Source organism: Nocardia speluncae NBRC 108251, assembly GCF_001613245.1.
Taxonomy (GTDB): Bacteria; Actinomycetota; Actinomycetes; order Mycobacteriales; family Mycobacteriaceae; genus Nocardia; species Nocardia speluncae.
Genome location: NZ_BDBZ01000050.1, coordinates 26,116 through 47,988, shown reverse-complemented (window position 1 = coordinate 47,988; position 21,873 = coordinate 26,116). Strand labels below are relative to the sequence as shown.

The 21,873-nt window shown below is 66.6% G+C and carries 15 protein-coding genes; 3 read left to right on the top strand and 12 right to left on the bottom strand.

Annotation, left to right across the window (positions count from 1 at the left end):
• Positions 1 to 65 precede the first annotated feature (65 nt).
• The 3 genes from eccA to NS6_RS36125 all read right to left on the bottom strand — a co-directional run bounded on the left by eccA (position 66) and on the right by NS6_RS36125 (position 4,876).
• The gene (gene eccA / locus NS6_RS32955; RefSeq protein ID WP_068050179.1) at positions 66 to 1,823 is read right to left on the bottom strand and encodes a type VII secretion AAA-ATPase EccA; all 1,758 of its coding nucleotides are present in this window, start codon (positions 1,821 to 1,823) and stop codon (positions 66 to 68) included.
• Between the two features lie 290 nt (positions 1,824 to 2,113).
• Entirely contained in the window at positions 2,114 to 3,895 is a 1,782-nt protein-coding gene (locus NS6_RS32950; protein WP_157113075.1) for a WXG100-like domain-containing protein, read from the bottom strand.
• Between the two features lie 15 nt (positions 3,896 to 3,910).
• Positions 3,911 to 4,876, bottom strand: a complete 966-nt coding sequence (locus tag NS6_RS36125) for a C40 family peptidase (protein WP_068050175.1) — start codon at positions 4,874 to 4,876, stop codon at positions 3,911 to 3,913.
• 192 nt (positions 4,877 to 5,068) lie between these two features.
• On the opposite strand from NS6_RS36125, the gene NS6_RS32940 reads away from it, so the two are divergent.
• Positions 5,069 to 6,220: a hypothetical protein gene (locus NS6_RS32940; protein ID WP_068050173.1), complete on the top strand. Its 1,152-nt coding sequence runs from the start codon at positions 5,069 to 5,071 to the stop codon at positions 6,218 to 6,220.
• 372 nt (positions 6,221 to 6,592) lie between these two features.
• Here NS6_RS32940 and NS6_RS32935 read toward each other — a convergent pair whose 3' ends face one another.
• The 9 genes from NS6_RS32935 to NS6_RS32895 all read right to left on the bottom strand — a co-directional run bounded on the left by NS6_RS32935 (position 6,593) and on the right by NS6_RS32895 (position 19,121).
• Positions 6,593 to 8,542: a type VII secretion target gene (locus tag NS6_RS32935; RefSeq protein WP_068050172.1), complete on the bottom strand. Its 1,950-nt coding sequence runs from the start codon at positions 8,540 to 8,542 to the stop codon at positions 6,593 to 6,595.
• 86 nt (positions 8,543 to 8,628) lie between these two features.
• Complete coding sequence (locus NS6_RS32930) at positions 8,629 to 11,139, bottom strand: hypothetical protein (RefSeq protein ID WP_068050170.1); 2,511 nt, start codon at positions 11,137 to 11,139, stop codon at positions 8,629 to 8,631.
• Positions 11,140 to 11,147: 8 nt separating this feature from the next.
• On the bottom strand, positions 11,148 to 11,453 hold the full coding sequence (locus tag NS6_RS32925; RefSeq protein WP_068050168.1) for a hypothetical protein: 306 nt from the start codon (positions 11,451 to 11,453) through the stop codon (positions 11,148 to 11,150).
• A gap of 43 nt (positions 11,454 to 11,496) precedes the next feature.
• Entirely contained in the window at positions 11,497 to 11,859 is a 363-nt protein-coding gene (locus NS6_RS32920; RefSeq protein WP_068050167.1) for a hypothetical protein, read from the bottom strand.
• Positions 11,860 to 11,876: 17 nt separating this feature from the next.
• Entirely contained in the window at positions 11,877 to 12,557 is a 681-nt protein-coding gene (locus tag NS6_RS32915; RefSeq protein WP_068050165.1) for a hypothetical protein, read from the bottom strand.
• Positions 12,554 to 12,913 carry a YbaB/EbfC family nucleoid-associated protein gene (locus NS6_RS32910; RefSeq protein WP_068050163.1) on the bottom strand — a complete coding sequence of 120 codons (360 nt, stop codon included), beginning with the start codon at positions 12,911 to 12,913 and terminating at the stop codon, positions 12,554 to 12,556. The genes NS6_RS32915 and NS6_RS32910 overlap by 4 nt, the downstream gene beginning before the upstream one ends.
• The gene (locus NS6_RS32905) at positions 12,910 to 14,382 is read right to left on the bottom strand and encodes a PPE domain-containing protein (RefSeq protein WP_068050160.1); all 1,473 of its coding nucleotides are present in this window, start codon (positions 14,380 to 14,382) and stop codon (positions 12,910 to 12,912) included. The genes NS6_RS32910 and NS6_RS32905 overlap by 4 nt, the downstream gene beginning before the upstream one ends.
• 33 nt (positions 14,383 to 14,415) lie before the next feature.
• Positions 14,416 to 17,004 carry a hypothetical protein gene (locus NS6_RS32900; RefSeq protein WP_068050158.1) on the bottom strand — a complete coding sequence of 863 codons (2,589 nt, stop codon included), beginning with the start codon at positions 17,002 to 17,004 and terminating at the stop codon, positions 14,416 to 14,418.
• A gap of 8 nt (positions 17,005 to 17,012) precedes the next feature.
• Positions 17,013 to 19,121, bottom strand: a complete 2,109-nt coding sequence (locus NS6_RS32895; RefSeq protein WP_157113074.1) for a hypothetical protein — start codon at positions 19,119 to 19,121, stop codon at positions 17,013 to 17,015.
• A gap of 274 nt (positions 19,122 to 19,395) precedes the next feature.
• Here NS6_RS32895 and NS6_RS36305 point away from each other — a divergent pair, with 274 nt between their 5' ends.
• The gene (locus NS6_RS36305; protein WP_281211584.1) at positions 19,396 to 19,521 is read left to right on the top strand and encodes a hypothetical protein; all 126 of its coding nucleotides are present in this window, start codon (positions 19,396 to 19,398) and stop codon (positions 19,519 to 19,521) included.
• 7 nt (positions 19,522 to 19,528) lie between these two features.
• Complete coding sequence (locus NS6_RS32890; RefSeq protein WP_068050154.1) at positions 19,529 to 21,847, top strand: hypothetical protein; 2,319 nt, start codon at positions 19,529 to 19,531, stop codon at positions 21,845 to 21,847.
• Positions 21,848 to 21,873 lie beyond the last annotated feature (26 nt).

Genomic DNA, 21,873 nt, shown 5'->3' with positions numbered 1-21,873 from the left:
AACCCGCACCCCGACGCCGGAGACCTCCCAGCGCTGGGAATGCAGTTCGAGGTGAACGAGTGGCGTTACTTTCCGGCGGGCGTCAACCCTTGCAGTGCTGTGGTGATATCGAAGGCGTCGACCGTCATCAATTCCTCATCGGTGAGCGCGGCAATATCCACATTCTGCCGGGTGAACCGGAAATCGCGCTCGGCCTCGGCAGCCTCCACCACATTGCGCACGAACCGGCCGTTGCCCGCCAGATCGATCAATCGCCGGCCGTTCCGGCTCTGCTCCGACATCTCGGTGCACCGATCGCGCAGCACCTCACGCGCCTGATCGGACAGGATGGAATCCTTCTTGCCTGCGATATGGTCGGCGATCTGCACCAATTCGGCCGGGTCGTAGCTGGGGAACCGGATCCGTTTGGTGAAACGCGAGGAAAGCCCCTCGTTCGACTGCAGGAATCTGTCGATCTCCGCCTCGTAACCGGCGATGATCACCACCAGTTTGTCGCGGTCGTTCTCCATCCGCGCCAGCAGCGTATCGACGGCCTCTTTACCGAAGGCGTCACCACTGGACAGGCCCTCCTGGATCAGGGTGTAGGCCTCGTCGATGAACAATACGCCGCCGAGCGCCGAATCGATCAGTGCGTTGGTCTTCGGCGCGGTATGCCCGAGGTGAGTGCCGACCATATCGTTGCGCGACGCCTCGATGACCTCGGCGTTCTCGACCACCCCGAGCCCGGCGAAGATCTTCGCGATCACCCGGGCAATGGTCGTCTTTCCGGTTCCGGGCGGGCCGGAGAAGATCAAATGGTTCGACCGCGAATCCACCGCCAGACCGCGCTTGGCACGCACCTGATCCATCAGCACACCGGATTTGAGCCGGTCGACCTGCTCCTTGACCGAATCCATCCCGATCTGCGATTGCAATAGTTTCGATGCCTCGTCCAAGAGCTCATCGCGTTCCGCCTTGGCCGCGCTCGCCGCCACCTCGGCCGGATCGTCGCCCGATTTCGGATCCCAGATATCGATGCGCGACGCGATCACCGCGGGAGTGGTCACCTCGAGCCGGAAATTCTTGTCGCGCACGGCCTGCTGCCACTGGGGACGATTCGGCCACAGACCCGAACCCTGCAACCCCTTGAGTAGCTTGTCCGCCATCTCGTGGTCGCCGCTGTGCCGCTGGATCATGCCCAGCAGGTAGTGCGCATCGGCCCAGATGTAGGAGAGGTTGCCGGATTGACTGTCCTCGACGATCCGCTGGGCGCGCGGCATCGCCTCCCCGAACCGGCCGAGGTGCGCCAGGGCACTGGCGGCCATCAGTTCGGCGGCGATATCGAGCAACCCGTCCTCGAGAACGGGCTTTTCCGACCGCGCAGTGAGTACATCGGGCCAGCGGCCCGTGCGATAGAACAGCGATATCCGGGCAAAATCGGCGACATCGTCACCCCGGAGCTCCGCCAGAATGGCGGCTGCCTCCTGCCATTCACGACCGTCGGCGTAGGCGCAGGCCTGAGAGATGGCTATCTGGTCGCGATCGGCCATGGCCACGCGCAGCCCGAAGACGCCGATCTCCACCTGGCACCACAGTGCCCGGTCGGCCAACCCGGCACGCTGCTGGTCGCGGTACAGATTGTGCGAGGAGCGGTAGGCGCCGTAGATCACCTCCGCGGTGATCTCGCCCGCCATCGCCCGGCCCAACCAGGCATCGCACATATCCGGATCGAGATCCGTTGCCGCCGTGAACGCGGCGCGCGCATGTTCCTCGTTGCGCACCCCACCGGCGACCAGTCCCAAACTCTGCACGCCTGTGTAGAACGCGTCTTCGGCCGCTGACAACTCGGACTTCCCTTCCGCCGACCCTCGCCTGGTGGCAGGGTATGCCACTATCGGCGCACCCACCCTTCGGACATTTCCCCCCACTGGGAAGTGGCGTCGGTTTCGATGAAGTGGCCCACACACTCGCGCCGACGATTTCCCAAATTCCCACCAATAGTGATAGGGCCGTTATCCAACGGCACGATAGTTGGGGATATAGTCGTTCTCAGGTCATCAGTTCCCTCATCCCTGATGACCTGCCCCGCGGCGGCCGGTGGAATCAGCGATCCATCGGCCGCCGCACTCGCATATCAGCCCCGCGGTGGACCTTCGTCCCGCAACGACGGTGGCGAAACCGCTGCGGCATGCTCACCCTCGGTACGTCGCGACTCGAGTGCGATTTCCGCATCGGATTCCGGCCTGCCCTCTGGAGTTGCCGCGACGGGTGACGCTACGGAGGGGCCGGGCGTCGGTGTAGACGCGGCATCCGTGGGCTTCGCCCGCGATCCGGACAGTGGCACCGGCGCTGGTGGCGCCGTATCCCTCGCCACCTCGACCGCGGGCCGATCCGGAACCGGCCGCGCCGCAGGTGCAACCGGTCTCGACCACGGGCTGGGCACAGTGACCGGTTCGCTCGCCGGCCGGCCCCAAGGATTGCCCTTGCGCTGAGCACCCGGGCGGTTCAACGCGGCAGCACCGGACGATTTCGCCGGCGACGCCGGCCCCCCGCCGCGATTCGCCGGACCGCCGGTCTGTGCGGCGGGCCGGCTCCACGGATTCGGCTGCTCCCGCCCCTGGCCGGCCGGGGCAGGGGCGCCCGGCAACGCCGCGGCCGGGGTATCCGGCCGGACAGCAGGACCCTTTCCGTCCTCCTCCACACCCGGCTCCGAACGGCCGGCCGGGTCGATTCCGGCGGGCGCCGCGGTATGCCCGGAGGAGGCTGGAGCCGACTCCGGCACAGGCCCTGCTTCGGCACGGCTACCGGCATCCTCCGGCCGTGGCGCGGCCGCCGCCCGGGCCGCATCGATGCCCGAACGAGTATCGGACGGAACGGATTGGGCGGGTAACGGCGCAGACTGGGCAGGCGAGGGGACCGATCCGTTCTCCGGCGCCGATGCGCCACCTGGCACCGTCGACGCCCCGGTTCCCTCCGGCGCAGTTGTCACCGGCGGGCTCGCCGAGGGACTTGCGGCGGTCTCCTCCGCCGGAAAATCCGCGCCGCGAGCCGAATCGGGGATCCAGTTCCGCTGAACGGGGTTGTTCGCCGGGACCTCGGCAGTCGGCATCCCATTCCGGGCGGATGCCGGCCCCGGCCCGGTCGTACCGGACCGGCCGCCATCGGGAGCTGTGGCGAATCCCGGTGGACCGGCCGGCGTACTGAAATCGAGGGCCGAAACCTTCTGGCCGAAGTCGGCTGCATGCGTCAGGATTTCGTCGGCGTGATCGTCGAGCACTTTGGCATACCGTCGCAGCTCATCCGGTTCGACGAGCACCACGTCCTTACCCCCGGGGTCCACCCCCAGCAGGTCGGCGGTGGCTCCGTACACCGCACCGCTGATCATGTCCGATACCGCCTCTTCCAGCGGTTCGATCGCCTTGCCCAGCACCTCCGCCAAGATGTAGGCGACGAGCATCTCCTCCATGGCCCGCACCAGCCGCCGGGCTGCCAAAGCCAGGCTCTGTCCCACCGCCGCAGAGGCCCCGGAGGTCGCCACGGTGGCAGCCATCGCCGCGGTATACGCCGCCGCGAGGAACGCGAGCTCGGCCAGTACTGCCACCTTCACCACGGTGATGACATCCGCGGTGACCTCGAGGGCGATAGCGACGCCTCGGCACAGTTCGTCGAGCCGCTCCATATGCGTGGAACTCAGTTGCGCCCACGACTCCACCAACGCGCGATAGGACTGCCCCTGATAGACCGCGCCCATTTCCGTGATCGTGCCCGTGGCCGATTCGTGAGTTCCCGACACCTCGCTCGCGAAGGTGCGGACATGCCCGGCCAGCTCGCGTACCTGGTCTTCATCGATATCCGGATAGGGCACACCGATGAAGTTCAGGAACACCACGACTTCTTGAGGAAGCTCTACAGCCAAGGTCGGGAATCCTGCTCAGACGACGCGGATCACCACAGCATCAGGGGACATGGACGAGTAGGTTACCGTAGCCCCCGAGTACGGCGCTTCGATCACCATTCCGTTGCCGGCAGCCAGCTGTACATGCTCGGGTCCGCGAGCGCTGAACGATCCGGCGGGAAACACCAGATCACCGGCCCGCACATCACGTGGATCGATACGTTCCCCCGCGTAGATCTGTTCATAGGTGGTCCGCGGGAGCACCACCTCACCATCGGTGGCCTGCGCGATGGCGTACTGGGTCAACCCGGAACAATCGAATCCGCCGCCGCTGGGCCCACCGGCGCCGCCGCCGCCCCAGATGTAGGGCAGTCCGAGGGCACCGTCCGCGGCCTTCGCCGCCATGCCCCCCTTCGTCTTGTCCCAGTTCCGGCGGGTTCCCCGGCGTGCCGGCTGTGTCGCGACCTGCTGGCCCGACACCATCCGGGGCCGCCGGCGCCGCCGCCGTTTACGGGGAACCGGCGCGGGGGGAACTGCGCGTCTGGCGAGAGCCACCGGCGGCATGATCTGCGCCGCCTGTCTACGTGCCGCATCGATATCGGCATTCACCTGCCTGGTCGCGTTTGCGATGGTCTGCTGGGCCGAATCGAGCAGTGCCGGACCGCTGAATCTCGTATCACCGACGGCGGTGATTGCCTGAATGCGCGTGTGCAGATCGGAGATCTGAGTCGTGAGGACCCCGCGACCGTTCATCGTGCCGGTTCCCGACTCGGTCACCGTCTTACCTACCGTCCCCTCGCGGCCGTGTTGGGTTTCGAGGACGGTTCGATGGACACCCAGCTTTTCCCCGTACCCTTGGGCACCGACGCCGGAAAGCCGGCTCAGATCGGCTGCCGCGCTCTGCGCCAACGCGGCTGCGACGCGGTCGGCAGGCCGTCCTGCCCCGTACAGCCGGAGCAACTCCTGTAATACGCCGTCCACGTCGTCGGTCAGTGCCGGCATACGATCAGCTCACCCTCGCCCATCGCACCGACATACCTCCCTGCCCCGGCACCCCGGGCAACTTATCGGCAATTTCGCCCTGTTATTTGTTTCGACTATGCGACAACACCCGCGTGAACGGCGGTCGCCCTATTCCCATCCCGAGGAAGACAAGACAATGAAAGGGACAGCACGGGAGGGCGACGACAGCGGATGGAAACAACGGCGACGGACGCGGAGCTCGATACCCCCGATACGACCTCGGAACCCCGGCCCGGAGACACCGGCCTCACCGGGCGGAGGCTCACAACCACATCCGGCCCAGCGGAACCCGGGGCCACAACCTCCGTAAACGGTAACCGAGTTCTGCCCGCCGAGGGCAAGACCACGGGCGAAACCACTGCGACGCCCACAACGGCAACAGGCGAGGCCGCATCCGGTTCCGCCACCGCCGCGGGAACATCCGGCGGACTACAGGTCATCTCCGCGCCCGGCGGCTCGAAACCGCTCTATCAAATCTCTCTGGTGCGACTGCCCGACGAGCCGGATGTCAACGCCTTCATCGCAGATGCGGAACAAGCGATGCAGAAATCCGTGGACATCCTCGGCTTCGGACGCACCGATCCGCCACCGCCACCCGCGAGCGGAAAAACTCCGGACAAGATACAGGCGGCCTACCTGCCCGGATCCGGAAAGGCCATCGACCAGTATCAACAGCAGGTGGCCTCCGCAGGCGTGCGGCAGGACTCCATGGTTGATATGGATGCCCAGGTGGGCGGCACTTCGCAGCGAGTCGCGGCCGAGCAGGCCCAGACCCTGTTCAGCATCCAGCACATCGAGGCCGATCTCAACGCGGCGTTGCGATCGGTCCGCGGCAAGAAGCTCAGCGCCGCCCAGCAGGCCGCGATCTTCGATCATCTCGCGGCAGCGGTAACGGCCGTCCACGACAAGGTCAAAGCCGCCCAGGACACGAATATCGATGCGGCAGGCGGTGGTTCGGGCGGCGGGGCCGGTGGAGGTGGCGCTGCGGGCGGGGCCGGCGCGGCGGGCGCTGCCATGGGGAACGCAATGGGTGGTCTCGGATCGATGCTGCCCATGCTGGCGATGCTGCCCATGGCGTTGATGCCGATGCTGCCGGAACTGCTGGGGCAGAAGGACAAGGACAAAGAGAAGGACGAAGAGGGCGAGGCCCCGCCCGGCGAACCTGCCCCGTCCGCCGGTACGCCCACCCCCATCGACCCCACCGCTCCGCTGGGAGCATCGCCCACTCCGGGCGAGACCGCTCCACCGAACGGGAATACACCGCCGGGGACACCGCAGACCGATATTCCCTTCGGCCCGACACCTCCCAGCAAACAGGTCTGATCCCACACGGGCCGGCCATGGCCGCTGCCCGGTTCGCCTCATCGAGTCCGCAACATCCCATGACGCGGAGCGCGCCGGAAGGTCACCGAAGCCACCGGCACTCGGCCGTACGGAAACCGGCCGCAGCCCGGACACCGACCGCGAGGGCTGTCGATATCTCGGCGAGATCGGATCTTGCGCAGTGCCCAGGACCGCTGGGCGAGCGGCTGCCGGCCCGAGGATGACCGCCGCCGCGCGCTCGAGCCGACACCGAATCCGTCACTGCGCCGGCAGCTGGAGCAATCCGCAGGGGAACCCGGCCACACCATCCACCGATCCGCGATCGCTTTCAGCGATTTGCCAGGTCCGCCCCACGGCACGCAGCCGGAAGAGTCACTGGGTTTGCCGAGGCTCCGGCGGCGGCGCGACGGGCGGCGGTACGGCACCCGCCGGCGGACCGGAGCCGATATCCGGAGCGCTCACCACACCGGTAGGGGCGCCCACCACGCCGGTGGGGGCGCTGACCGCACCGGGGGCCCGGGTAGGACGCTCCACCGCAGTGTCCACTCCAGCCTCCACAGCGGCCGGTTGCGTCACGAATCCAGGGTGTTCCAGGATCTGACCGTGCGCGTACACGGCGTCGCGCAGAACCTGACGATCCGGTTCCTGATTCAGCAGAGTCACCAGTTCGTTGCAGCGCCGTTCCCAGACCAGCGCACGCAACATCGCGACCTCGTCATCCACCCGGATGGCACCGAGATCGACCCGGCCCACATCGGCGCGCTGCGACACCATGGTCGCTGCCAGCAGATCGTCGGCGTCCCGGAGTTCGTCCCACCAGGATTCCGGGACCTCCTCGTCCCGTTCCACCTTGGCCAGGATCCGGTCCCGGAGCGCACGCACCCCGAAGGCGTCTCGATACCCCGGTATCGAGACGCGACCGAGCTCGGCGTGCGCCTCCACCGCAAGCCCGACACAGCGGGCACGCACCTCGGCGTCGGCCACGGCCGATACCGATTCCAGCGCCGGAACCGATCCGGTGATCCCCAGCCGGTCGGCAGTATCGGGTGTCAGTACCTGCAGGTCCACGTCGGCGGCCGGGGCGACGAGCCCTTCCATGGCTACCTCACCGAGCCGACCGCGCAGACCCGGGTCGATCGGCCCCGACGAAACGATCGCGGACAGAGAAGCATTGGCCTTCGCGCCCCAGGCCCGGCCGAATTCGGCCAGTACCCGCGCAGGGTCCGCGACGCCCTCCCACGGGGCCGGGTCGTCCCCGCCGGATCCGAGTAGTTCGTCCCACAACCAGGGCGTGGAGACCTGGCGCGGAAGGTACAGCCCGGCGGGCATCCAGCCTCGCCCCTCGTTGGAGGTGATGAACATCCCGGCACCCGCCGGTCCTCGCAGGACCGCCACCGCCCACGTCATCCCGACCTGGGAATCGGTTGCGGCCAGCACCGCAGCGAGCAGGGTCCGGGCGAGTACCAGGTCTTCGTGCACCGCATCGCCGACGATGTAGTTGGGTTCGGCCTCATTGTCCTTGGCGGCCGATACCGCCGAATTGAACGGGGTCGGCACAACCGGTACAACCCCGGTCTTGTCCGCTGTTGCACCGGACGGCGGCGCGGTGGAGCCGCGGTCCTCGCCACCGGAGCCCGCGCCTACCGGCATACCGGTGCCGGCCATCGCACCCGGTGGCATCGTGGTGCCACCGGCCGGACCTGTCCCGGCACTGGCGGCGGGAGCGCCCGCAGCGCCAGGAGCCGCGCCGGACGGACTCGTGTTCTCGCCGCCGGGCACAGCTCCCGGTGCGGCCGTGGCGCCCGGCGTCCCGCTGCCGGTGCCCGCCGTCGGCGCGCCGGCACCCGGCTGGTCGATACCGCTGGGTGGAGTGGTACCCGCGGGCGGCGGCGTACCGAATCCGTTCGGCGTAACAGCACCGACTGTTGTGGGGCCGCCGGTGCTGCCCGCGGCCGGACCGCCGTTCACCATCGGAGCAGGGCTGCCGAACATCGGGTCCGAATGGCGGCCCCCTCCGTCCGAGTCGGCGACCGTGTTCGCGCCCTCGGCATCGGTCCGTTCATAGGTGTCCGCGGAATCACGCAGTGATCGAGCAGTCTGCCAATGTTCCCGGGCGAGGGCTTCACCCGCTCGCTGACGGGCCTCGTAATAGCGTTCGAGAGCCTCTTTCACCGGGTTGGCGATCTTGCCGTAGGTGGGTTCGAAGTTGGCGAGCCAGTCAGTGGGCGGCTGCGCCCAATCCCACGTCTCGTCCCCGACCAGTTGATGTTGCAGAGCCAGCTGGCGTAGTAACTCAGGGTCGATATCCAGCCGTTCCGGCATGCTTGATCAATCCTTTCCGACCACCGACCCTCTCATTGTCGATTCTTCCCAACGTTGGGAGTGGCGGAGATGACGGGCGATCACGGTCACCGGACGGTGCCGGTGGATACCACGCCCCGCTGCGGCACCGGAGCGGCCGCCGGTGACCGCACGAAATGCGGGTGCGCCAGGATCTGCGAATGTGTGTAGACAGCGTCACGCAGAGTCTGCCGCGTCCGATCCTCGCCCAACAGGAGTACCAGCTCATTACACCGGCGTTGGAAGGTCAGCGCACGCAGCACCGACAACTCCGAATCCGGTTCGAAATCGGTGGCGGCGGGCCGCAGCTCACCGAGTGCGATCCGGCTGGTCACGGCCCGGTGCCCGAGAATGGTCGCCGCGATCAGATCGTCCGCATCCTGCATTTCCTCCCACCAGCCGGCCGCGAACTCGCGACCGTCGCGTAGTGCCCGCAGAATCCGGAGCCTGATCTCGGGGGCGCCCATCGCGTCCACCGCCCGGATCCCCGCCCGCTCGACCCGGGTATGTGCATCGACCGCGTATTCCAGACACCGGAGCGCCACACTGTGGTCCGGAACCGACACCGCACGATCGAGCAGTCGCGGAGTTGCGGTGAGTCCCAGGCGGTCCAGCATCCCGGCCGTCGGTGTGCGCAGATCCATGGCCTCCGAAGGGCCCACCGAACCGGCCAGTGCGACAGTCGTGAGCTGACCGCCCAACGCCGGATCGATCGGCTGCGAGGACGCCAGCGCCGACAGCTTGGACCCCGATTTCGCACCCCAGGCGATCGCGAACTCCACCAGCACACGCGCCGGATCGGCGATACCTTCCCAACCGGAATCCTCGGCAACCGCCCACAGCCACGGCAACGACAGCTCGGTCGGCAGGTACAACCGCGCCGGTAGCCACCCACGGCCCTCGTTCGAGGTGACGAACGCGCTCACACCACTCGGATGCCGCAATACGGCCACCGCCCAGTCCACGCCCACCACCCACGGATCGGCAGCGGCGCGGATACCACCGAGAAGGGTCCTGGCGAGCACGAGGTCTCCGTCGACCCGCTCGCCGACGACGAACGCCGGTGCGGCCGAGGCAGCCATGGCCGCACCGACCGCGCCCTGCACGGCTTCTTCGGCACCGCGACGCTTATCCCCGCCCGAATCGCCGTCCGGCAGCGCGCCCGGACCTCTACCGCCGGGCGCCACCACTCCGGGAATGTTCGCCGTGCTGATCATCTTCCCGGTCGCACCGGGGCCACGAGACGCCTCGATCGGTCCCGCCGCACCACGAGACGCCGGTGTGGAGGGCAGCGCGGCCGAACCGGTCGCCGAACCCGCCGGGCTCGTGCCACCGGCCGAAGCGGCGCTCCTGGTCGCCGCCGGTTCCGAGCCGGTCGAACCCGCTGTACTCACCGCTCCCATCGCTAGCCCTGCCCCGAACATGCCGGGCGCCCCGCCCGTGGTTTCGCCGGCGGGTGGTTCGGTCCGTGCGTCCTCCAGCGATATGCCCGAACCTTCCGGATCTGTCCGGGTGGCGGAATCGCTCGCGGAATCCTCCAGTTCCTCTGTGGATTCGGCTTCGGCAGGCGATTCCTCTGTCTGCCCGCCTGTTTCGCTCCCGCCGGCGGCAGGCGCCTCCTCAGCAGATACTCCGGCTGCGCTGCTGTCGGTCTCGGAGGCCGGTACGTTTACCCCCTCGCCGGGTGGCAGCGCGCCCACGAGGGTCTGATCTTGCCCTGGCGCGTCCTGGCCGGGGATCGCCGGCGTAGGCATACCGGTAGGTACGTCGGGTGCGCCCACTACCTCGCCGCCGGGGAGCGGCTGCGTCAGGTCCGCCGGCACCGGGCCCGGTGTCAGCAGATCCCAGAAATAGTCGATCAGCACCTGGCCGAGCGCGGCGTCGGGCGGCACCAATCCGTCGAGGCCAGGATTTCGGTGCCACGTTCCGGGATCCGTTCCGGAGCCCGGCCCCCACGAGTCGCCACCGTCGGGAGCGCCGGTACCGGGCGCAGGTGGCGCCCCGCCGGGGCCCGCGCCACTGGCCCACGGGCCGGGTTGGCCCAGTGCTTCGGCTATATCGTCCAATCGCGGCAGTCCTTGCGGCCCCAGCGAACGCAGCGCCGCGGCGACGATATCTTCTACGTCGCCCTGCGCTTCGGCGAGTATCGCCTCGGTGGCCTGCCGGTCCTTCTCGGCCTCGGCTTCGTCGTCTTCTACACCGTCGTCGTTGTTGTCGCCTCGGGTGGCGGCGTCGATCCGGTCCTCCGTATTTTCGACTACATCGAGGATCTGATTCCGGGTGCGCCGTACGATATCGCCGAGCGTGCCGAAGGTATCGGCCGCCGCGGTCAACGCCGCCGCGAACACTCGCGGATTGTTCTCCAGCGCAATCAGCGCCATCCGGATGTATTCGAGGCCGGCCGACTGCTCAACCGTCTCCTCGAAGGCGCGCCGCGCCTGCTCCACATCGGTCAGGTTCAGCGCCGCCGCGCCTTCCCGGGCGGCGCTCTCCAGCCCGTGCCAGGCCGACGGCGGTATCTGCGGCCAGTTGTCCCCGACGATCCGGTCCCAATGCGGACTTGTTTGCTCCGGTGCCATCTGGCCGTTCAGACCTCGGCAGTCTGCACGGCGGCGCCGCCGTCGATATCGGCATCACGCAGTACAGTCCGGCCGAGATCGGCGGCTTGCACAGTGATACCCGACTGTTCGAGTACCTCCGTCATCCCCGCATCGAAGAGCTCGCGAATCACATCCAGCGTCCCGAGCGTGGCCTGATCCAGCTCACATTCGGATTTCGACCCCGGTGCCCAGGAATCCACGGTCGTGCCGACACAGTCGGTCATCACCGTCAACGCACCGGCGGCGTCACCCACGATCGCCGTCAAATCGTCCAGCGAATGGATTTTCACCATGGTCGTGTCCTCTCTCGGCCGTACCGGTAGCTACCGGCACGGTTCACGCGGGCCGTAGGCCGAAGGCTTCGTTTTCCATCGCTCGATACATGCCTTCGGTGGGCAGCCCGAAGGAGTCGACAGTGTAGGCGCGCGCCCCGTTGGCCTCCATCTCACGACGCAGTCCCAGCCGTGATTTCGCATGTGCGAGGCCGGCAACTTTCAGGATCTCGGCGCTCAGCCAGACCTCGCCGTTCTCCTTGGCGTCATCGGTGATGTGCATCCCCACCACCTCACCGTCCCGCCCACAGGCCACGCCGACCGTATGGTCGGGGTTGAAAACCTCGTGGATCTGCGGCGCGGGAGTGGATTTCACCTCCGGCGCATCGTCGAAGTCGTCGGCAGTGTCGTCGTAATCGTCGGCCATCGCAATCTCCTCGCTGTCTATGCGGATTCCGCCAGGGTTTCCGACAGCACCGACCACGGTGCGTCGGCAATGGTCAGCACCAGGTTCAACTGCCAGACTCGAGCGCCCAGATACATTTCACCGGTGCCGTCACCCAGCAACTCCAGGTAATCGGTGCAGTCCACATCGGAATTCATCGATACGGTGGTGACAGGTGGAAGTCCGTCGTCCACGCTGATGATCGAACCACCGCCACCGGGGATGAAACTCTTGCGGCAGCGCAGGCCGGCACCGAGCGCGACATCGGCGCTGTTGGTCGTGATCGTGACCTCGGGATTGAGCAGCAATTGGCTCACCCACGATCGTGCGGCCAATTCGGGACGGTCGCCGTTGATCCCGATCACCAACGATCCCGCCAGATCCACCACCAGCAATTGTTCATTGCTGGTGACTCCCACGATCACCAGCCGGCGGGCGGTTTCCAGCGGCCCGGGAAGATCATCGGCGCCGACCGTGCTCGAATCCGCACCGATCCCGCCGTTGGCGGCCGGGTACTTCGTGATGATGCCGGTCGCCACGTCCACGGCGAAGGCGACCGTCGGGTGACCCGAATCGCCACCCAATGCCGCGAGCCGAGCCAGCCCCTCCTCGTGCAGCCAGCCGATGGCATCGGCCGCAGATACCGTTTCCTCGGATTCCACCTGTTCCGGAGCGGTCATCGTGCCGGATCCCCCACTCCGGCCGGCTCCAGGTCGTCGGCGCCGGCGACCTCGGCGTTGTCGGTGATCACCGTCTCCATGATCACCTGGTATTGCCGGGCCGCGTCCTGGGTGCTCTCCCGGATAGCGGCCATGATCTCGGCGACCAGTTCCTCGCAAGTGAACCGATCCGCGGCCCCCGGGGCGAGATACAAACTGGTCAACCGGCCCATGGCGTCGACCTCCGGAATCACGGTGCCGCTCGGGGACGGGCGCCGGGCGCGCACTTCGTCGATACGCTCGCGCATATCGGCGATACGGTGCCGCAGTTCTCGGGCCGCGTCGAGTGCGGCCTGCACGTCGGGATGGATACTCATGCGTTGCCTCCGGTGCGGGTCGGGGCCTGATTGGCCGGCGCCGGGGTCGGTTGCGTGACCGTCGGCGCGATGGTGGGCCGTTCCCCGATAACGGGTTCGGTATGGGGAGTGTCGTCGACATACATCAGGCGATCGGGGTGCCAGGCCACGATGCGGTTGCGTTCGTCGCCGCCGCCACCGCCTGCACCCGCGCCGGCACCGGCGCCGCCCATTCCGCCCATCGGCATCATCGGCATCATCGGCGATCCCGCACGCCCGGCGGCGCCGCCCGAGCCGCCGGCCGCGCCCTCCGCCCCGGGGATCTTCGGCGCCGCACCGAGGCTGCCGCCCACAGCCGGGGTCAGCGGCATGACGGTCGACGACGACACCGTCTGCACATTCGAAGCGCTCGGGATTCCACCGCTGGGTACCGACGGAGCCCCACCTGTAGGGCTGCCGTAGGACGGAACGCTGTAATCCCCGAGTCCGTAGTCGTCGTAATAGTCGTCGTAATAGTCGTCGGAGATCTCTTCGGTCGACGACAGCTGGTTCTGCCCCATCTCCATCATGCTCATCAGCAAGGGCAGCATCTGTGACATCTGGTCGCCGGAACCGGCACCGGTCTGCGCCGCCGCGCCGGAGCCCTGCGACGAATCCGCCACCCCGATACCGGTTTCGGAACCATACGAACCCGTCGCTTCGCCGGCCCGGAGGTTCAGGTTTTTGTGCTCCAGGGTCGCCGCGGTCAGCGCCGCCTCGTTCTTGGCGCGCGCCGCCGCCAGCATCTTCTTCCGGTTGGCCAGGATCTCTTCCGGCGTCGGATGTTTCGCTTTGGCGCGGGCGAATGCGTTGCCGTAGGACTCCGCCCCCCGCGCCAGATTCTCCATCGCGTCGCCCAGCGTGTCCATCCAGCCGCGGTAGGTCGCGAACCGTCCGGCCACCTCCGAGCCGACCGGGGTCCAATGCTGCAGGACCGAACCCGCACGGTCCATATCGTCGGCGGCCTGGGTCCGGGCACTGGTGTTGAACAACCGGACCGAATCGGCGAACCGTTGGGCCGGTTCCGGGCCCGGGCCACTGTGCAACTGTTGCGCGAAGGTCAGCGGGTCGCCGGTCACCACCGACATATCGCGCAGCCCGGGCGGTACCCGGCGTAGCCCTACCTGCTCTACGGCCGGCACGGGGTTGTTCACGAGGTCAGCGCCCGAAGCGTCGAGCAGACGAGCACCGTTGTCGTCGGCAGCGGCGTATTCGACTGCCGCCTGCCCGATGTGGTGCGCGTCGCGCTGAATCTTGTTCAGCACTCCTACGGTCGCATTGAACACGGTCGCAGCATCAGCATTCAGCTGTGGAACCGCCTGCGCCGATATCGGGTCGGCGCCGGCGGGCAGCACCCACTCCCGGGGCATCGCAGCGCCGGTGAGGCGTGCCATATCTGCGGACCGCCCGGCTACGGCCACCAGCTCATTGAGATCGACATTCAACGGCATACCGGTCTCCTCTCACCTGTCACTCTCGCACTGTCAGGCCGGCCCGGCCAGCGCCGGCATATCCATCGCCGGCTGGTCGGTATTCATCGCCGTATCGGTATCTTGGCCGTCGGCCCCGGAGTCTTCCAACCCGTTGGGACGTTTGAACCCGGCGAATTCCCCCATCGCCCCGTCCGCATCCGCCATCTCCGGCTCGAAGGGTTGGAGTTCGCCCTGCACAATGGCTTCCACTGTCCCGCTCTCTCCGTCTCCGAAGACGACCAGTACAGCGGTCCGGTATTCCGGTTCACCTCCGGAATCGCCGGACTGCCGGCCCTCGGGCTTCTCCGGGCCGCTCACCGGCGAGTTCTCATCATCGTTCGCGGGCCCCGCGATAGCAGTACCTATCACCGCATCGGCGCCGGCGGGCACTTTCTCACCCTCCTTCGCCGCACGACGCCACATGGCGACGTCGCCGGTGGAGAGCTGGAACGGGTCGACCGCCGCGCCGATATCCTTGTGGTTCGTCCACTCGGCCGGCGTCTTGGCATAGGCCGCCTGCGCGTCGGTTCCGGACTTGTTCGCGAATCCGTTGTCGAGTCCCAATGCCCGCGTGAGAGTGACTTTCTGGGTCCGGCCATCCGGAAACGGGTAGACCACCAGTCCGTCCGCGCCCGGCACTCGTTTCGGCATCCCCGAACCCGTCTGGTTCGATGTCGCCCCGGTGGGTGGCGCCGACTGGTGATTCACCGGCTGAGCCGGTGTCTGTGGAGCAGCCGGTTGAGTCGACCATGGAGTAGTGGCCGCCGGCCGGGCAACGGGCATGTTGGGCGGCGCCGCGGCGTCGTAACGCGCAGGATCGATATCGTCGACCCGGCGGGCCAGATCGCTGTCGGCGCCGTTACGCCCCATCAATTGCGACATCATCATCATGCGGGACCAAGCGTCCATCGGGTTGCCGCCCGCCATATTCGCCGCGGCCGCCGGATCGGTCATACCGCCGAGTGAGCCCGGATCACTGTTGGCCTGCAGTGCGTCGTTCGCCCGTTCTTCCATCTGTTTCGCCGCATCGGCCAGATCGGCACTGGCCGTTCCCGGGAATTCCGGGTTCCCTACGCCGAGACCGTCGAGCCCGGCAGGATCGGTGAGACCGATATTCGAGCCGTCCGGCTGGAGCCCGGGGTCGTTCATACTGTTCTCGAGGGCGCGCAGCCTGTCCTTGAGCTCTTGGGAGCCTTCCTTGTCTCCGGCGCCGGGATCCTCGATCCCCGACGCCACCCGTTCCATCGCGCTCGCGGCGGTCTCGAGGATGCCGATCAGCTCCTCGAACCCCTGCGAAACGATATCCATGAACTTGACTTCGAGTTCGCTCGAAGCCGTGAGTTGCTGCACCTCCGTATTCGCACCGGCGATCAGAAACCCCACGTTCTCCTTGACCGTGGCCGAGATCTCTTCGATCTTTTCCGCTCTCGCCTTATTGCTCACCTCCGACTCGTAGAGGTCGTCCAGCGCAGACTCAACGTCCACGGTCGCCTGGTTGTAGCTGTCACCGCCGCTACTGCTGCCGACAGTGATGCCCTGCGGCATGCGCGGGGCCGGATCGAGCCGCAGTTCGATCTTCTTCTCGAGGTCGCCGCTCATCTGATAGATATCCACTACCGAGGCGGCCAAACTACCCGTCACACCGCCGACGGCAGAAATTACCTGGGGGCTCAGCAAACTGTCTTCAGGGCGAAGCAAGAAGCCCTGCCCGCCGACCACTGTCACCCCCGGACCGACCTCGGATTCCACGAACGGTGCCTGCCCGGCAAGACTTGCAGCAGCGGCGGCGGCGCGCCCGTCCCATACAAGCGGGACCGGCTCGGCCGAACTACCGTCGGAGCCCCAACTGATCACCTTCCCGGCTACGAAAGCCCCAGAGCCGGTCATCACCAGGGGTGGTTTGACCCATTTGACCGCAGTACCTTTCTTTCCCCACATCTTGGCCCGGCGTTCCGCTGCTTTCATCGCTGCCTCGGCGTTTTCGGCGGCGGTCTGTAATCCGGGATGGGCGGCCTGCGCATCGCCGAGCGTCCGCCGCGCCGCTTGGGCAGCGTTATCGGCATCGTCGAACGTCGATTGCGCGGCTCTCTTCGCAGCGGTCGCAGCGTTGAACTCTGTCAGGGCCGTGTCGTAGCCGCGGTCACTTGGTCTCAGCTGATTGAGCCTGGTCTCCGCGTCGTGCGCTCTGTCATTCGCGTTGTCGAGCGCCCTCCGCGCTTGGCGGAGAGTCTCGTCAGCACCGGTTACGCCATCCTGGGCTTGTTCAAGACGCCGGGCCTGATCCGCGGCGGTACTGTGCACATTCTGGGCCTCGCTCAAAGCATTGTCGGCGCGTGGCCCGCGCTTCTTCAAACCCCAGCTAGCACCCTGCCCCAGCACCGACCCGAGTAATGAACCTCCGGCGCCCCACATCCCCGCCTGCACATTACTCGCCGGTGACCAGCCATTCGAGAAGGCATCGGCGACATAGCCGCCCGCAAAACCGCCCGCGGCATCCGCCAAGCCCTGTTTGACCGGGCCCAGACCTCCGGTCGCCTTGCCGACCGCGAACGAGATGATGAGGTCTGCGCCCATTCCGGCAATATCGCCGCCGTCAACCACGCTTCCTCCTACATCGGCACCGCGGCAGCGGCCGCAGCTCGGTCGACGCCAGCCACATCGTCCACGGCACCGGCCGGCGCCGGTGTGGTCATCTCGATACCCGGCGGATGGAAGAACCCGGTGAAGGGCCCGAATTCCCCGGCCTTGTTGCGCATCTCCGCGAGGGACGTAATCGGCACCAGCGCACCGTCGATCACCCCCTCAATCGTCCCACCGGACGGATCCGGCCCCTCGAACACCACGAGCAATGCCGTTCGTTCCGTCCAGACTCCGACGTCACCTGTCATCAGCCGGTACGGGTCTACCCGGGCACCGATCTTCTTCTCGTCTGTCCATCCGGCCGGTGTGCCCGCGTACGCGGCCCGGGCGTCGGTGCCGGCCGCGTTTCCGAATGCGGTATCCAGAGCTCGCGCCACCACGGCCGACACCTCCTGTGTGCGCCCATCCGGGAAGGTATATACAACATTCTCCGAAGAACTTGCGACAGCGGGCCTTCCCCGAGGCGGTGCGGGCGTACCGGTGACCGTCTCGGCTTTTGCCGGGCTCCCGGTAGGCTGGGTGGCACCGTGTCCGGGGGTCTGGCGTGCGGGCGGTGGCCCTGCGCCCGGCGCGGGGACGGGCTCTGGACGAAATCCCGTCGCTGTGTCTTCGTGCTCGTTGCGGCGACCGGCCTTCTCGTCGCCGTTGTTCGTATTTCGGCGACTCAGTACAGCCTGCATGAGTTGCGGCAGCAACATGGCGCCCATTGCCGATCTCGCACTGCCGGAGTTCACCGCCGGCGGCACCACCTGGCCGGCGGGCGGGACCGCACTCGCGATCTCGGGCTCGGTGCGGCCACCGGCACTGACCGAATCGCCGTCGGGTTCCCGGCCGGTATCGGCATCCGTGCCGAGGTCGAGCGGTTCGGGTGCCGCCACTTCACCCTGACCGGTGAGGTCCGGCCGACCGCGGGCGGGATCGGCCCCACGCCGTCTCGGCCCCTGAGACCGTTCGTGCCCGGAGCCGTTGCTTTTCCGGTCTTCCGAATCGGAGTCGGAGTCGGAATCCTTGGGCGTCGTCCTCCCTTCGAGGGCTGCCGCTGCCGCTGCGAATTGTTCTGCGTAATAGGCCATGATCGTCTCGACGCTCGCGTAGCTGGACTCCAGGACGACCATGGTGTAAAGGTCCTCGCTGTGAACCGCGCTGCTCAGTTGCAGGGGGTCGACGTAGAACACGGAGACACCGCTGTATTCACTGGGTTTCTCATTCCCGGCCAGCAGTTCGGTGAGCTTCTGCATATCGCGCGGGTCGGTAGCGACATACTCCTTCTGCTTCGTGATCGATGCCCCGAGATCCTTACGACCGGCGTGACAGAGTTGCGCGGACCGTTCCACCGCCTCGGCGACGACACCGGTTCGGGATCTGATGGTGCGGTATCGATCACGCAGAACCTCGACCCGCTGGGCGTATTCCGGCATTCCGGCGCCCTCTGCACCGAAGATATCGGAAACATCGCTTTCTTCCGGAACCGGCGCCGGCTCCGAGGGCTTCTTGCCGAAGCTCGTCCAGCAGTCGAGCTCGACTTCCGGGAGCGTCCGGAAGTTCTTCTGCATCGGCGCGGTGAATTCGAGGCCCTCCGGCAGCCGAGCCGCATCGGGCATATAAACGTGGGGCATAGCGTCGGGTATCTCTGAAAGTTCCTCCACGCTGATATCGATCAGCGGTATAGCCGGGGATCCGAGATATTTGTATACGGTATCCCGCGTGGAGTCGGCCGACCACCCAGCAGTAAAGGAGCCGAGCAGACCCATGTATGTCCGCCACGCCGCGAGGTGCCCCCCGCCGAGCGCTCTGGGGACTGCACCCCACAATCCACCGTTGCGGGCCAGGGTGTTCACGCCTGCGCGGCGCAATGCCCCACCCACTCCGAGACTAAATACGCCACCGCCGAACGCACCCGCCGCACCGAAACCCGCGCCGAGGAAGAAGTTTTCCCCCTGCGCTGCCGAGGTGATACCGCCAGCCGCGCCGCCGAGCACGATGGCCAGTGGTGGCCCGCCGAGCGCAAACCCCGCCACGCTCGCGGCGCCGACGACGAGCTCGTCCCAATTGTTTCCGAAGAATTCACCCAATCCCACGAATCACCGGTCCCGCAGTGCCCGGCACGCGGCCACAGCCATTTGCCCGCACCCCAACCCCCGGTGGCCACCGATGTGCCGACCGGCAGAGGGGTTCAAGTACAGGCAGCCGACCATGCGCGCCTCCCTTCGTGACGCACTTCATTGTCCGGGATTCCCAGCACAGGGAAGCACTGGCCTGCTGGAACACGGCATTATCGAGCATGCGGCCCTAAACTCGCGCGAATGGCCTCACCCACTGAGGGCCGAACATCGACGCAGGAGGAAACACTTGATGAACCTGCGCGATTCGAGGCAGGCGCCGAGTGTGAATATCCGTCCGATGCTCTCCCCCGTTTCCCTGGACTACTACACCGATGTAAGGGCGCGGGTGATCCCGAACCTGCGGGTATGGCGGTGAGCACTCGATGACCACGCCGACATCGCCACCCGCTCCCGCGGAAGCCGGCGTCGCCGCCCGATCCCGGCGGAAACGGTCTCGGCGGGACCCGCTGCAGTGGTATCCCGACACCCTCGTCAAACGATTCAAGAAATGGTTACACGAGCGGCCGTGGCGGCGCCGGCTGCTGTGGACGATGGTGATCTTCTTCGTCCTGGTCGTCTTCCCCGGAATCATCGGCGCCGTCGCTACCGCACAGGTCGGTAGCGGTGTCTCCCAGGTGGACGGCCTCAGCTGGATGAACGTCAAGGACTCCCAGGGGGTTCCACTCGCGACGTATATCTTCGCCAGCGACAAGGGTAGTTTGCTGAACCCGGGCAATACGATTCTGTGGACCATTCTCGGCCTGGAGTTCACGGGCTATATATCCATCGTCACCACCGCGATCTGGATCATCGGATTCACCTTCAGTTTCACCTGGCTCGATATGTTCGCCGACGCGCTCATCGGAGTGGCCGACGCATTCGTCGCCCAGGTCGCCACTCCCATGGTGCTGATCACCGCTGTCACGATCGGCGCGTTCTTCGTGGCCTGGTTCATCGTGCGCGGCTTCCCGGGTAAGGCCACAATGCAGGTGATCACCATGTTCGGCGTGGCGGTCCTGGGCCCGATTTTCCTCGCCGAACCCCTGCACGACGTACTTTCTTCGGACGGATTGCTGAGCCAGGGTCGCAATATCGGCATCTCGGTAGCTGCCGGCCTGACCGGCGACGGAAACCCGAATCCGGTCACTCTGGTCACCGATATGCAACACGATCTCGCCGACAATTTTGCCCGGAAACCCATACAGGTGTGGAACTTCGGGCACGTGGTGGACAACTATCACTCCTGCGAATCCGCGTGGACCTCCGGAGTATTGTCCGGAACCGACGACTATGTCCGGGAAGCCATGGAGGACTGCAATAACAAGGCCGCAGTCGCCAAGGCCGCCAATCCGACGATGGGCCAGGTCGGCACGGGATTGATCCTGCTGGTCTGTGCCACACTGCTACTGCTGTTCGCGGTCTACCTGGCATTGAAGGTCACCAAGGCAGCACTGGACACCATCTATCACGGCTTCATGGCGATACTCGGCTTCGCGGCGGGCGGGTTCGTCTACGGTCCCACTCAGACCTACCTCGTCCGCAATGTCGTGGACAGTTTCGTTGCCGCGGCACGTATGACAGCCTTCACCTGTTTCCTCGGCATCTATATCCTGTTCATGAGTAATCTGTTCGAACAGGCACCGGGCCAGGTGATCTCGGTGATCGTGATCGCCTGTGTGGTGGAGATCGTTGCCATTGCCCAGATCCGGCGGCTCAGCAATAGCCTGGACCGCGGAAACAACTGGGTGGCGAACCGGTTCGCGCTGGCCATCCAGGGCAATCAGGGCAGCGGAGGCGGAGGCGGCGGTTCGGCGCTGGGTATGGGTGTCGGCGCCGGTGGATCCGGTGGCGGCGGTTCGCTGAGCGGGCTCGGCATGCTCGCCGCCCTGAGCACGGTCAACAACTCGCCACTGACCGGCTGGCTCATGATGGCCACCCCGGGGCCGTTGAACCCCTTGGCGCGTGGCAAGAAGGCTTCGGACCTCGCGAATATCCGCAGCGCGGCCGCACGCGAGGAGTACCATGATTGGACGCACCAGGGGCGGGCCAACTGGCTGATGCGAGCACAGGCCAGGGCCGCACCGTATGGCGGTATGAACACCCCGATGGGTGTCGCGCATTCCCTCGATGGACTGGGGGACCTGAAGGTTCCGGGCAACTGGATGAATGCGGTCCTGCTAGCGGGTGGCACGGATAATGTGCTGGTACACCAGGGGATGCGCTCCCTTGCGGCCATGCAATCGAGTATGTCTGGCAATCCCTATGGCTGGGGCCCACTGCAGAAGGCGGTCGCTGCCGCCCGTGCGGTCGAGAACCATATGCTCCCGACCGATCCGATCGAGGCTCGCCGGGCATTTGCGTCCCAGGCCGCTATGGCATCGGCGAACTTTCTGCGGCACACCCCCGCGCCCCGCGCCGGAGCCGTGGTCAACCACGGCTTCGTCAATCGGGTGCGGCAGAATTGGGACTCCGACATCGCGCTGCGCAATGCCATCACTCCCGACCAGTGGAATACCGTCGGCCGCGACACACGCTGGACGATCGCCACGGAGGCAGCCCAAGGGTTCGACCGAGCAGCACAGGCTTTCAGTAGGAATCCGGGCGATCGCGCAGCCCTGCGCGACCTTTCACGGTGGCAGATGCGACTCGCCAACCTGGACCATCTCGATCCGGCATCCGGTCTCGACCCCTGGGACTCATGAGCATCGGTGGCGCTGTCTGCCACCGA